Genomic DNA, 13332 nt, shown 5'->3' with positions numbered 1-13332 from the left:
TTCCGATCCCCGAATGCTTGATGCCGCCGAAAGGCGCTGCTGCATTCGAGACGAGACCGGTGTTGAGGCCCATCATCCCGGTTTGAAGTTTTTCTATCATTCGCTGGCTTCGGCCGACGTTCTCTGTGTAGACATAGCTGACCAACCCGTACTCGGTGTTGTTGGCAATGTGCACGGCCTCGTCCTCGGACGAAAAGCGAGTTATAGCCAGCACTGGTCCGAAGATCTCCTCGTTCACCATCCGAGCTTCAGGCCCGATCTTGTCGATCACAGTCGGTTGAAAGAAGTTGCCCGGGCCGACGATAGCCTGACCGCCGGTGACAATCTCCGCGCCGGTGTCCACCGCGTCAGCGACGAGACCTTCTGTCTTCGCAATGGCTTTCTTGTCGACCAGTGCACCGATGTCGTAACCTTCGTCGGCCCCACGACCAATTTTCAACGCAGCAACCCTTTCACTTACTCGACGAACGAATTCGTCGGCCACGGAATCGTGTACCAATATGCGGTTTGCGGCGGTACATGCCTGACCGATGTTGCGGAATTTCGCGAGCATCACGCCATCAACCGCTCGGTCGATATCTGCATCCTCGAAAACCACGAAGGGTGCGTTGCCGCCGAGCTCCATCGAAGTACGCAATACGTTCTGCGCAGCAGCTTCGAGGAGTTTGACGCCAACCGCCGTCGAGCCTGTGAAGCTCAGCTTGCGAAGGCGTGGATCCGATAGCAGGGCACTGGACTGAGCGCTGGGATTCGACGTGGGTACTACGTTCACCACACCCGGCGGAAGTCCTGCCTCTTCCAGCAGCTGCACCAGGTAGATCGTGGTCAGCGGAGTGAGTTCCGCCGGCTTGATGATGGTGGTGCAACCGGCGGCGAGTGCCGGAGCAATCTTGCGGGTTGCCATCGCGAGTGGGAAGTTCCACGGTGTGATGAAGTAGCAGGGCCCCACAGGGAGGTGCGACACTGTGATGTTGCCTGTCCCTTCGGGGTTTCGGCGATAGTCTCCGCTGACGCGTACGGCTTCCTCGGAGTACCACCGAAGGAACTCTCCACCGTAAACAACCTCACCGCGCGCTTCGGCGATCGGCTTCCCCATTTCCAGGGCGATGAGCAGAGCAAACTCTTCTTTGCGATCCATCAGCAAGTCGAATGCTCTGCGGAGGATGTCCGAACGTAGGCGGCTAGGTGTTTCGGCCCACTCTTGTTGTGCTGCAACGGCTGAATCGAGGGCGCGAATGGCGTCGTCGACCGTGGCGTCGGCAATCGTCTTGATCACAAGCCCGGTTGCGGGGTCTTCGACGGTGAAGGTCGCACCCGAACTCGACGTCGCCCATGTTCCGCCGACGCCGATACCGGTCTCGACACGGTTGAGTAGGTCCTGTTCATGTGGCTTCAATGTCATGACTGGCTTTCCTTTGTGGCTGAGGTCGGGGCGTGCGCACGGAATCCGTCGGCCACGACGCGTAGACCTTCGCGTAGCAGTTCGTCCGAAATCGCGAGCGGAGGGAGAAATCGGATGACGTTTCCGTAGGTGCCGCACGTAAGAACCACTACGCCATGATCCGCGGCGAATTTTGCGACGGAAGCGGTCAGCGCCGGGTTCGGATCTGTGCTGTCGGGGTGTACTACTTCGATGGCCTTCATCGCGCCGCGGCCGCGGATGTCACCAATACGGTCGTCCGAGGCGCCCAGTTCGGTGAAGACCTCATCGATGATCGCCGCGATTTCACGTGCACGAACAACCAGGTCGTTCTTTTCGTACGTTTCGATTGTGGCGAGCGCCGCGGCGCAGGAGATTGGGTTTCCGGCGTAGGTGCCCCCGAGAGCGCCGGATTGTGGCGAGTCCATGATCTCTGCGCGGCCAGTGACCGCGGCCAGTGGCAATCCACCCGCGATACCTTTTCCTGTTGCGATGAGATCAGGTACGACTCGCTCGTGGTTCGCAGCGAAGAGATCACCGGTACGGGCGAACCCGGTTTGGACTTCGTCGAGGATGAACACGACGCCGTTGGCAGTTGCCCATTCGGCTAGAGCAGGCAGAAAACCGGTCGCGGGTTCGATGAATCCACCCTCGCCCTGGATGGGCTCGATGACGATTGCTGCGAGATTGGAAGCGCCGACCTGTCTTTCGATTTGCAGGAGCGCAATTTCTGCCGCCTCCACCCCGCTCAGCCCATCGCGATATGGGTACGAGTTGGAACACGGTAGAGCTCGGGTGTGAACGGACCGAAGCCGTTTTTGTAAGGGGTGTTCTTCGCAGTCATGCCCAAGGTGAGGTTGGTTCTGCCGTGGAACGCGTGATCGAAGACCACAACCGCATGTTTGTTGGTGAAGGAGCGTGCGATCTTGATCGCGTTCTCGACGGCTTCGGAACCGGTGTTGAACAGTGCTGTGCGCTTCTCGTGGTCACCGGGGGTGATCGAGTTGAGCTTCTCGGCGACCGCAACGTAGCCGTCGTATGGGGTGACGGTGAAGCAGGTGTGAGTGAACAGTTTCGCTTGGCGAGTTATGGCTTCGACAACGGCTGGAGCTGAATTGCCGACGCCGGTGACGGCAATGCCCGAACCGAGATCGATCAGAGAATTGCCGTCGGCATCGATCAAGATCCCGCCTCCGGCTGCGACGATCGATATGGGTACAACGTGCCCTACACCGGCCGCAACGGCCGCCTCTTTTCGACGCATAAGCACCTGCGATTGCGGTCCTGGAATTGCGGTTACGAGTTCTCTATGTTGCGACACCAGCGGGCCGCCCGTTACTGACGAGACTGACAATTCGTTCCTCATTTTCGTGTTGTCGATAGTGAGCGTCAGAGCCAGCGCGGAGCTGTCGGGGCTGTGCCGATCTCGCGGCCCGACGTGTCGACCGCGGACACTGCGATGTTTCTGCGGCCGGTCACCCACATCAGCAGATTCGGAAGCGACCCGGACACCGCCGTGCGTGCCGTGGTCGAATCGGCGGTGGTGATGTGACTCGAAGCCGGTTCGAACTCTTCACCGGTGTCCGCAACTGTCATGTGCACGCGATAGTCGTCTCGGGTGGCCCACGTATCCAGGACATTGTGAATTATTCGTCGCTGCACCGCTGGCGGTATGTCCGCTGCACTCGCCGAATAGTTGAGATCGATTGCGTGTAACCACAATTCGCGAGATCGCATCCACACTGTATCGACGACCGGTATCCGCACACCTTGAGCGTTGCTCACCTCGGTAGACCAGCGATTGTCGGGGACTGCGCTCCAGGCGATTTCGAGCGCTCTCGCCTCCCTGTCGCAGAGTTCACGGAGTTCGACATTTGACAGTGGTGCTGCACTGTCGATTTCCCGGCTCCGCGCATGGGCAGACTCGTACATCGGTTTCTCGATGCCTGTCGTCGCCCAATCCACCAGGCGGCCGAGGGCGCGGGCGTTGAAACCGACGTGCGCGATCACGTGCGCGCGAGTCCATCCTGGAAGCAACGAGGGTCCACGTAGTTCGTTGTCACCGAGTTCACGCAACGTCCGGTCGAAGTGCGTTTGTCCGGCTTTCACGTAGCCGAGATCGACGGCGAGTTCGTCAGCCGGCTCTCGCATCACGTTCACGGCATTCTCCTTCACAAGATTGCGAGTAATTCTTCAGCGAGTCGGTCGGGCATCATGGGTTAGGTTTCCTCCGAGTATTGTTGCGAAGACGTCGATCTCCGATATGTTTGGCGCGGTGAGCGGCGACGACGAGAACACGGCGAAGTCCGCAAGTTTTCCCCGTTCGAGGGTGCCTTTGTCGTCGATCTGACCGGTCGCGCGCGCAGCCCATTCCGTGTGCGTTCGAAGGGCTTCCTCCGGTGTGATCGCCTCGTTCGAGCCCAGGACGAATCCGGTGTCGGTACGACGATCGACGGCCGACTGCATACCTCTACGAAGATTGTTGTCGGCGACAGGAAGGTCTGATGAGCCTGCGAGTATTGCTCCCGCATCGATGACTGATCGCCCACGGTAGAGCCACGGTTCACGGTCGGTCCCGACAAGATCGACAATCTGATCGCCGAGCGGCCCGATGAAACCTGCCTGGGGGGTCACAGCAATAGCAAGATCGCCGGCACGCCGCACTTGATCCGGTCGAGCGATGCCGAAATGTTCGATACGGCACGGAGCTGTGTGGCGGCCGTAGCTCTTCTGTGCCTCCTCGATCAGGTCCAGGGCCAGGTCTATTGCTGCGTCTCCGATTGCATGCAGCGCAAGCGGCCACCCCGTTCGATATGCCGCGAGTGCACGCTCTCGATACAGTTCCGGCGTGTCGAGGAGGTAGCCCCGGTTGTGTTCGTGGCCGCAGAAGTCCTCTGTCACAGCGGCGGTCGCCCCGAGCAAAGAGCCGTCGAGGAAAACCTTGACGTGCCCCAACTGAAGGTGGGAATCGCCGAAGCCGTAACGAATCCCGAGGTCCAAGCCAACTCCTGTGCCCTCGCCGCAGAAGTCCGAGGCGTTCGCAGCAAGGGGATGAAGGGCGTCGATTGCCGGCATCAACTGTGCACGGGCGTGCAGATGATTGCGATCTGCGGCCAATTGATAGGCCGCGATTTCGATGGAGCTGTGGCCGATCCAACCGCCACCGACACCAGCTTCTGTGAAGCTTGTTATCCCCTGTGCAGCAAAGCGTTTGGTTGCTTCGTCGATTGCCTCGGCGAGCCGCTCGGTGGAGTAGGGCAAGAGCAACGCCTGCACCAAACCTTGCGCCGACTCTTCAACGACACCGGTAGGGCGGCCCTCGTCATCCCGCACGACGACACCTCCGACGGGAACTTCGAACCCGTCGTCAAGCGCACCGATGAGACGCAACGTAGCGGTGTTCGCAATCGCAGCGTGACCAGAGGTGTGCCGTAAGTACAGTGGGCGGTCTCCCGTCACGGCGTCGAGCCGATCGATAGCAGGGAATTCGCCGCCATAGTGCCCCTGGTTGAAACCTGTGCCGTGGACCCAGGCATCGGCGTCATCACCGATACGCTCTACTTCGGCCTCGATCAGCCTGTAGAGATCTTCGAGAGTGGCGGCGCGGCTGAGGTCTATCGACGCCAATCCAAGTCCCCACCAGACGGTGTGACAATGAGCGTCGATCAGACCGGGCGTCACACAGGCGTCTGCGAAGTCCAGGGTTCGTATCGCCTCGATACCGGCGACCTCGTCGTCGAACCCGACGATCCGGTCACCGATTACCCCGACAACCGACGCGATCGGCCGATGAGGATCCATGGTGATGATTTCGCGCGCCCGCACAATGAGGTCGAGTTGCATAAGAGAAATGTCCTTGTCCAGTAATCGAGCCGCGTCTGATCCAGCGGTACGAGGTGCGATGTTTCGAACACCAGCCGCGCTACGTTTCTCAGTGCTTGAAGCCGGGGAGGTCCACGCTGAATTTCGGCGCGATCGCTCCTGCCGATGCGGTGATCAACGAAATCAGCGCGAGAACCAACGCAGCTGGCCACCAGTGATCATGAGCTGCAGCCACGAGGCTGGTAACCAGAAGTGGAACGAATCCTGCAATCATCGCGGCGGTGTTGTTCGCGACGGCAACACCTGTGAATCGAGTTCGCGCCGGAAAGAGTCCGGTCAGAACAGCTCCTGTACCTGCGTAGGGAAACGACAACGTCGCCACTGCCAACGTCATCGACAGAACGATGAGCACGGGAACGCCCGAAGTCAGTAGCAGAAAGGCCGGCAAAGCGACTACGGCAGAGGCGATCCCGCCCCAAAAGATCACTCGACTCGAACCGAATCGCGCGCCCAACCGCCCGCTCAACAAGATCACGAAGATCTCGACTACGGCCGCGACGATAGTTCCGAGCAGCATCAACGATCGGCTGTATCCGAGTACGTTCACTCCGTACCACACACAGAATGTCGTGACGAGGTAGAACCCGCCCATTCCGAGAAGTGAAGCCGCCATTCCGATCAAAATCTGACGCCAGCTGTGTTTGAAGGCTGTGCTCACGGGATTGGTCGCCAACTCCCCAGCTTCCTCGAGCTGACGGAAGACAGGGGATTCTTCGAGTTTGCGCCGAATGTAAACCGCGACAAGAAGTAACGGTAACGAGAGAAGGAAGGGAATGCGCCAACCCCAGGATTCGAAGTTCTGCTGCGAAATTGCAATGGTGACCAGAAAAAATCCACCAGAAGACAGAATTGTTCCGATCGGAGATCCGATGAGGGGAATCACTGCGTATCGCGCCCGCATATGCAGTGGCGCGTTCTCCACCACCAGGGTCAAGGCACCTGACCATTCCCCTCCTACGAAGAGGCCCTGCACGATTCTCAGCAGCACGAGCAGCACCGGCGCTGCGATGCCGATCGCTGCGTAGGTGGGCAGTATGCCGATCAACGCGGTAATGATGCCGATACCGACGATGGTGATCATCAGCGTCTTTCGGCGGCCGATCCGATCGCCCATTGCACCGAAGACAATGCCGCCGATCGGTCGGGCCGCTACCCCTACTCCGAAAGTGGCGAACGAGGCAAGTGCGGCCAAGGTTGCGTTGCCGCTGGTGAAGTACTGAACATTGAACACGAGAGCGGCCGCGGCACTGAACAGGAAGAAGTCGTAGTACTCGAGCACGGAACCGACCAGAGCGCCGAGTGCGACCTTGTTTGCGCTCTTCTTGTCGAGCTCATGAACGGCTCCGAACTCGATCGACGTCGATTGTGTGTACGTCATAACTCTCCATCAGGGATGAGGGATTCGGTCTGCTTCTGTCCCCAGGGGATTTCGGCCTGCCGCAAGCATTTCAGGTTATTCGCTCACTGTCCCTAGGCATTCCCCGCCGATTAGCGCTGCGAATTTGTGCATATGCCCTATTCTGACTTGGTGAACCATTTCGCCCCTTCACGACCGGGCAACGAGCCGGACGCCCGCGACTCAGGAAGATGGCAAGAGCTGCTCGACAGCCTCGACGTCGCCGAACTGACCGACACCTTCGTCAAACGTGTCGCCTCGATCGCGGGCTACGACTCGTCGCCGCTACCGACGTCCGAGATCGAACGCACAGGCCGGATGGCCTTCTCCGCCATGCTCCAAGGTCTGCGCGCGGGAGGTCTGCCCGATTTCGTCCCCGTCGCAAACGATGTCGGCATCTCTCGTGCACGGGCAGGGATCCCCATCACCTCATTGATGACCGCGATCCGATTGGACTACAACGTGCTGTGGGAGGCCCTCACCTCCGCGTCGTCAGCGAGGGATGCCGAACTGTTGGTCCGACACACGTGGATCGTGCTTCGCACCGTCGACGAGTACGCCGCACAGACCCAAGGGGCCTACATGGCCGAACGAGAACGCATGCTGAGAGAGGAATCGTCTGCGCTGCAAGGACGCATCGCAAACCTGTTCCAGGATCCCCGATCCACAGACACAGATCAACTGGATGCCATTGCAGCCGAACTCCGAATCCCACAACGCGCCCCCCTTCTGGTCATCGGAGCTGCCGGTGACGACATCCCGGCGCTACGAGTGTTCATCTCCGAAACCGAGCGCTCCGGACGAACGGTGTACACCCACTACCTCGGCGACGTCCTGATTGCCTTCACGCGCAGATTCGACCTCTACGGACCGCAAGTCACCGATGTCGGCCGGAACCTCCTCAAGCTTCGAGTCGGAATTGTCAACGCCGACACCGGTCTGTCAGCCCTTCGCGCGGCGGCCAATACCGCGCGAGCTCTCACACGAACAATCACCAGCGAAGACCACGCGGCTCTCACCTGGGACCGGGGGTGGGCGAGACTGGCCAAACTTGGCCTACAGGAATCAGGTAGCGGGCTACTCACCGATGTCGACGATGCTTTGGTGACCTGCGGAGACGCGGAGCGGGTCCGTCTCGAAGAATGCGTGCGCAGCTATATGAAAACAGGCAGTATCGGGGAATCGGCCAACGAGCTGTTCTGTCACCGCAACACCGTTTCCAATCGTCTTCATCGATTTGCGAAACTCACCGGTTTGGACCCCACGATTCCTGAACAATCGGCGAGACTCGTCGTGGGTTGGGCCTAGAAGCACTCGAACGCCTTCCCCTTTACCTTCTCGGGGCGATCGCCGTCGGAAGCGTCACGCAACGAACTGTATGGGCGAGGTCGTTCTACGTGCGCTGGGAGGTTGCCCGGTAACGCGTTTGAAAGCGCGGCTGAACGCAGCTTGAGAGGTGTAACCAAGATTTCGAGCCATGGCTTCCACCGACATCGTGTCCTGGGCCAGCCACTGGCTGGCAAGAAGCATTCTCAGTTCCGTCGCGTACCGCAGAGGCGGTACGCCGATCATCGCATGGAAGCGCTCCGCGAACACCGATCGGGAAACATGGCACTGCGATGCCAATTCCGCTACCGTCCAATGATGTCCGGGATCCCGGTGGACAGCCAAGATGGCTCCCGCCAGTCGCGGATCGCGCAGCGCCGCCACCAGTCCAGAGGCATTGTCGCAGCCACATTCAACCCACCCTCGCACGATCATCGCAGCCACGACTTCGGCGAGACGCGCTGAAACACCAGCAAAACCGACACGCGCCGAACAGGTCTCACGCCTCATCGCAGCAAGGATCGGTAAAAGTCCGGGATATCGCTCCCCCTGGGCGTCGGCGATCATGATCTCGGGCATGATACGACTCAGGCCTTGCATCCCGCCGAGATCGAATTCCATGTAACCGGTGAACAATACGGCGCTGGGAGACAGGTCGGCGGAGAGGCCGACGTTCACGTCCCCCACCGCATCGCCGAGGGGTTCGGAGTCGTAGCTGTCGATGCCCTGAACCACTACGCCCGGCCCGGACAGCCACTGATGGGCTCGACCGTGCGGGATGAACACAGCGTTGCCCGCTGACAGTTCATGGACGGTGCCGTTCTCGGCACGCAGAAACGCGTGACCGACTGCGAGAAAGTGGAAATAGGCACGGCCCGGTTTCGCATCGAAGCCGATGCCGAATCGCGGACCGGCATGGACGCGACGGTACTGCACTCCACGCAACCGCATACTCGTCAACAGTTCGCTGATGAGGTCGGAGGACGAGGCGAACGTCCCGGCAGCCGACTCGGCCGGACTCTTGATCAAAACGGCCGGATCCTCAGTCATAGATCATCCTGAAAGTCGTATCTAGTGTTGACTCAAAGCCTTTCATGCGATCCAGGAGAAGTACAACCGTTGTCCAGTGATGTATGCAGCACCGCGCCCGATACCCGACCCGTCCGAGCAGCCGCAGTTGTCGACCCGCCACCGCTGCCGGTAACACCGAAGTGGATGGCGGTGATGTCACTGGCTCTGGGCGTATTCGGACTGCTTACGGCCGAGTATCTTCCGGCCAGTCTGTTGACTCCGATTGCCGATGATTTGGGCGTGCCGGAAGCACTGGTGGGCCAAGCAGTCACCGTCACGGCTGGAGCAGCAATCCTCTCTGGACTACTGACGGCAAGCCTGACACGACGGATGGACCGGCGGATTGTTCTGCTCAGCTTCACTGTGCTGATGATCGCGTCGAACTCGCTCGTGGCCCTGGCCCCGAACATGGTGGTGCTGTTGGCGATGCGGATCCTGCTCGGCATTGCGTTAGGTGGTTTCTGGAGCATGGCGGCTGCCACGGCGATGCGCCTGGTACCCGAATCGTCGGTACCTCGCGCTGTATCAATCATTTTCAGCGGTATCGCCGTAGCAACCATCGTGGCCGTGCCGCTCGGTAGTTACCTCGGTGAACTGTCCGGTTGGCGCAGTGCCTTTTGGGTCACCGCCGCCCTCGGGGTCGTGACGCTTGCCTTCCAACTGTTCGCGTTGCCCCCGATGGCACCGCGGCACGAGGCACGGTTGAGAACTTTGTGGTCGGTGTTGGTACATCCACGCTTCGGGATCGGCATCGTCGGCATGTTGCTCGTCCATATCGGGCACTATGCACTGTTCACCTACATTCGGCCGGCGCTCGAAACCATGGTCGATGTCGGCGCCTCCACCTTGACTGTTCTATTGTTCGCCTTCGGAGTGGCGAACTTGGCAGGCACACTTGTCGCCGGATGGCTCCTCCAACTCAGCCTGCGTCTGACATTGGCGCTGATGCCCTTACTGATCGGGACAGCTGCTCTAGGTCTGGCACTGGTGCCTGCAACTCAGAGCGTAAGCGCAGCCTTGGTGGTGTTGTGGGGCTTGGCATTCGGCGGAGTTTCGGTGGCGTGGTCGACGTGGGCGACCAGGACCATGCCCGACAAGGCGGAAAGTGCAGGCGGGATCGTGGTGGTCGGTGTCCAGTCCGGAATCGCTGCCGGTGCCGCAGCAGGCGGTGCGATGTTCGGAGCCGGGGGTGCCATGGCGGTGTTTTCGGTTTTCGGAGTCGTGCTGATTGCGTCAGCATTGTTCATCACATTGTCCGTGAAGAACCCCGATCACCTTGCGCGACACCGGTTACCTGCATGCTGCGGCAGACTGGGACTACGAATCAGCGAGGTCAGCTGATCGGTGCGCGAGCAGCGTGATCTGGCCCGCTCAACTCTCGAACAGCTTCCGCGCCTCGAGCTTCGCCGCGAACGACAGAAGACCAGCCTCGGTGTGTGGGCGTCCGACGAGCTGTACACCGACAGGTAGACCGTCGACGTCGGCTGCTGGAATGGACACTGCGGGCAGTCCGATGAGACTCCACGGCGCGGTGAGTGAGAGCAGACCACTTGGAACGTCGACCGGCTGATCCTCGACACTCACCCGACGGCTGAACAGCGGCGGTGCCGAAAAGGGAATCGTAGGCAGCGCAATGAAATCGACCGCACTGAGTAGCTGAGCAACACCTGCACGGAACTGTTCACGAATCGCGATCGCCTGCAAGAACTGCGAATCGGTGTACGTGCCGCCCATCTCGAGACGCTCACGCACCTCTGGGTCGTAGAGATCGGTTGCGAGACTGAGCCTTTCGGCGTGGACCGCGTGAGCTTCACACCCTTGGATGACACGATAGGAGAAGCGAAGTGCCTCCGCGCCGTGGATATCTATTTCGTCGGCGAGAAATGGTGCGACCAGATCGCGGGCAGAACGGGCAATCGATGGTTGAGTGGCATGAATTGATCTCGGCGATATCCAGCGAACGCGCACACCGGCGACGGAAGTGCACTCGGCCGGTGGTGAGAAATCGTCGATCAACGCCGGCAGTACGACGTGTGCATCAGCCGCACAGCGAGCCAGAACGCCCACAGTGTCCATCGAACTGGCCAGAGGAAGTACTCCGTGCGTGCTGATCGCCCCTTGTGTGGGGCGAACACCGACGACGCCGCAGCATGCTGCGGGGATTCGCACGGAACCACCGGTATCGGTGCCGAGTGCGACTGGAACGATGCCGGCAGCGACGGCGGCCGCCGAACCGCTACTAGACCCTCCGGACATGTGCCCTAATGCATGTGGGTTACGAGTGGGTCCAGTAGCAGCACGATCCCCCGTCGGACCGTTCGCGAATTCATGCGTCGTCGTCTTCCCGATCACTATCGCACCTGCTCGTCTGAGCCGCTCGACGCAATCTGCATCGCGAGCGGCGATCCGATTCACGAAATGACGCGAACTGGCGGTCGTCGGCAGACCTCGTACATCGATCATGTCCTTCACCGCTATCGGCACCCCGTGCAGCGGACCCCGGTCAGCACCTGCGGCCAATTCTCGATCGGCGGCGGCTGCGGCCGCACGAGCTCCGGCCACGTCGATGGTGACGAACGCGTTGATTGTCGATTGCGAGCTCTCGGCCTCCTCGATGGCAATCCCGATCAAGTCCGCTGACGTGACCCGACGTGCCCGAAGGTCCGCAGCCAGGTCCGTGATGGTTCTTCGGCTGAAGTAGCCGCCAGTCGCGGATACGTGGACGGCCGAAGGGGGATTCTCCGTCATGCCGCCGACACGGTGAGCGCCGCGATGGCCTCGCGGAAGGGTTCGATCGGGGCGATGAGCAGACCGGCGCCCGCGTGTCCGCCCTCACGCAGGGCGGCACCCATGTGGATATGTGGAGTGATCGCGGTGGAAACCACACGTGCCGCGTCGATTCCGAACGGAACGCCACGAAACCCTAGATACGGAATCTTCCACCGGGGGTGCTCAGTGTGAGTAATGCCGTACATTGCCTCCGTCGTTTCGACCATGTTCTGAGCCGATCCGCCGCTGTAATCCTGAAGCGAAAAAGCAGCCGCCGCCGAGAGGCCGCCGAGTCCCACCGTCTCGGTGATCAGGCTCTCCCCGCCCATGTACGCAGTATCCTCAGCGGTGATCCCGTCGAAATATTTCGCCTGCAACGTGGGAATCGGCGCGCGAAACCATCGCTGGCCGGTGCCAGCTGTACGAATCGCGAACTCCTTCCCGCTCAACGCCATAGCGGTGACGATGCTGCTGTGCGGTGTATTGCTGGCGGTTGTCGCGATGCTCTTACCCGTCGCCATGGCGACATGGAGAAAGAACAGGTCGTTCCGACTGAGGAAGTTCAGAACGTCGCGGGTTGCTGCAGTGAAGCCGTTGGCCTCGAGAACAGACTCGTAGATCTGTTCGAAGAACACCGCTGTTGCCGCTGTATTACGGCTGTGCAAGTCATCGCCCATACCGAGGGCACGCCGAATGATCGGACTGGTGTGTAGACCGCCAGTGCGCCGTAGTGCCGCTGAGAGAGCTGGGCCGAGCACGTCCTTGATCCAGGTCAATTGTTGGTGTACGGCCTCGTTCCATACCCCGTAGGTGAGGCGTTCGCGGGCACTTCCCTCGTAGAGAACGCAGTGTCCGCGTGAACCCGACATCGAATCTTCGACAACGAGGACAGGCATCGACGCCGTCGTCACCCCGGTCAGCGAGCCTACGCTCCCGTAGTCATGGCACGGCCGGACGAGGATGTCTCCGGCATGCAGGAGAGCGTCGGCCTCTTCCACCGAGTTCGCGAGCCCCTCGAAGAGTGCTGCTCCCAGTATTGCTCGGCGCTGGCCTCCTTCGTATGCAGGCCAGGGCAACGGGGCCCCCGAGGTGAGGATGGTGTGGCGGGTCATGCCGGGGAGCGCATCGAGTGCCGGGGTGACGTCGATCAAGACGGGGTCTGCTTGCAGCATCGCATTCACTGCGACCGCATTTGCATGAATTCGCCTGTCCGACAATATGTCTTGCATAGCTTCTTCCTTTTGCTCGAGCTGTGTGTCGGTCATGCCCACCGACCAAGGAAATCGATCACAGCAGCATTGACTTCAGCGGGTTTGGACGCACTCAGGAAGTGATGCCCGTTCGGGATCGTCTCGAGGCGCACTTCTGCCGCACGGGTGAACAGTTTGATTTCGTCCTCGGCGTTGGCCACTGAATAAACCTGGTCTGCCGTGCCGTGGAGCCACAGAACCGGCTGCGTCACTTCGTC

General features: G+C 60.4%; 10 protein-coding genes and 1 pseudogene. 2 read left to right on the top strand and 9 right to left on the bottom strand.

The genetic code is table 11. The features are described 5' to 3' along the window. From A2J01_RS06790 to A2J01_RS06770, 5 genes and pseudogenes are all read right to left on the bottom strand, one after another. Nucleotides 1–1402, bottom strand: a 1402-nt coding sequence (locus A2J01_RS06790; protein ID WP_064112373.1) for an NAD-dependent succinate-semialdehyde dehydrogenase, incomplete at its 3' end; no start/stop codon positions are given. Next, nucleotides 1399–2684 (bottom strand): annotated as a pseudogene (gabT, locus tag A2J01_RS06785) (4-aminobutyrate--2-oxoglutarate transaminase). The gene A2J01_RS06790 and the pseudogene gabT, both read right to left, overlap by 4 nt. A 125-nt stretch (nucleotides 2685–2809) precedes the next feature. Further along, nucleotides 2810–3571, bottom strand: coding sequence for a maleylpyruvate isomerase family mycothiol-dependent enzyme (locus A2J01_RS06780; RefSeq protein ID WP_064112374.1), 762 nt, complete (start codon nucleotides 3569–3571; stop codon nucleotides 2810–2812). A 42-nt stretch (nucleotides 3572–3613) separates the two neighbouring features. Further along, nucleotides 3614–5263, bottom strand: coding sequence for an amidohydrolase (locus tag A2J01_RS06775; protein ID WP_064112372.1), 1650 nt, complete (start codon nucleotides 5261–5263; stop codon nucleotides 3614–3616). Nucleotides 5264–5351: 88 nt separating this feature from the next. After that, the gene (locus A2J01_RS06770; RefSeq protein WP_064112371.1) at nucleotides 5352–6680 is read right to left on the bottom strand and encodes an MFS transporter; all 1329 of its coding nucleotides are present in this window, start codon (nucleotides 6678–6680) and stop codon (nucleotides 5352–5354) included. Nucleotides 6681–6830: 150 nt separating this feature from the next. On the opposite strand from A2J01_RS06770, the gene A2J01_RS06765 reads away from it, so the two are divergent. Next, on the top strand, nucleotides 6831–8006 hold the full coding sequence (locus A2J01_RS06765) for a PucR family transcriptional regulator (RefSeq protein ID WP_197494170.1): 1176 nt from the start codon (nucleotides 6831–6833) through the stop codon (nucleotides 8004–8006). Between the two features lie 54 nt (nucleotides 8007–8060). Here A2J01_RS06765 and A2J01_RS06760 read toward each other — a convergent pair whose 3' ends face one another. Then, the gene (locus tag A2J01_RS06760) at nucleotides 8061–9074 is read right to left on the bottom strand and encodes an AraC family transcriptional regulator (protein ID WP_064112369.1); all 1014 of its coding nucleotides are present in this window, start codon (nucleotides 9072–9074) and stop codon (nucleotides 8061–8063) included. 69 nt (nucleotides 9075–9143) lie between these two features. On the opposite strand from A2J01_RS06760, the gene A2J01_RS06755 reads away from it, so the two are divergent. Beyond that, entirely contained in the window at nucleotides 9144–10436 is a 1293-nt protein-coding gene (locus A2J01_RS06755) for an MFS transporter (RefSeq protein WP_064112368.1), read from the top strand. A 30-nt stretch (nucleotides 10437–10466) separates the two neighbouring features. On the opposite strand, the gene A2J01_RS06750 is transcribed toward A2J01_RS06755, so the two are convergent. The 3 genes from A2J01_RS06750 to A2J01_RS36310 all read right to left on the bottom strand — a co-directional run. After that, entirely contained in the window at nucleotides 10467–11843 is a 1377-nt protein-coding gene (locus tag A2J01_RS06750; protein WP_064112367.1) for an amidase, read from the bottom strand. Continuing rightward, the gene (locus tag A2J01_RS06745; RefSeq protein WP_197494169.1) at nucleotides 11840–13093 is read right to left on the bottom strand and encodes a DUF1116 domain-containing protein; all 1254 of its coding nucleotides are present in this window, start codon (nucleotides 13091–13093) and stop codon (nucleotides 11840–11842) included. Before A2J01_RS06745 ends, A2J01_RS06750 begins: the two co-directional genes overlap by 4 nt. A gap of 32 nt (nucleotides 13094–13125) precedes the next feature. Then, on the bottom strand, nucleotides 13126–13332 hold a 207-nt coding region (locus A2J01_RS36310; RefSeq protein WP_197494168.1), incomplete at its 5' end, for an alpha/beta fold hydrolase.

It is taken from the genome of Rhodococcus sp. EPR-134 (genome assembly GCF_001647205.1).
In the GTDB taxonomy this organism is placed as follows: Bacteria; Actinomycetota; Actinomycetes; order Mycobacteriales; family Mycobacteriaceae; genus Rhodococcus_F; species Rhodococcus_F qingshengii.
Note: the sequence above shows the minus strand (reverse complement) of the source record. Positions and strands in the feature narration are given on the sequence as shown.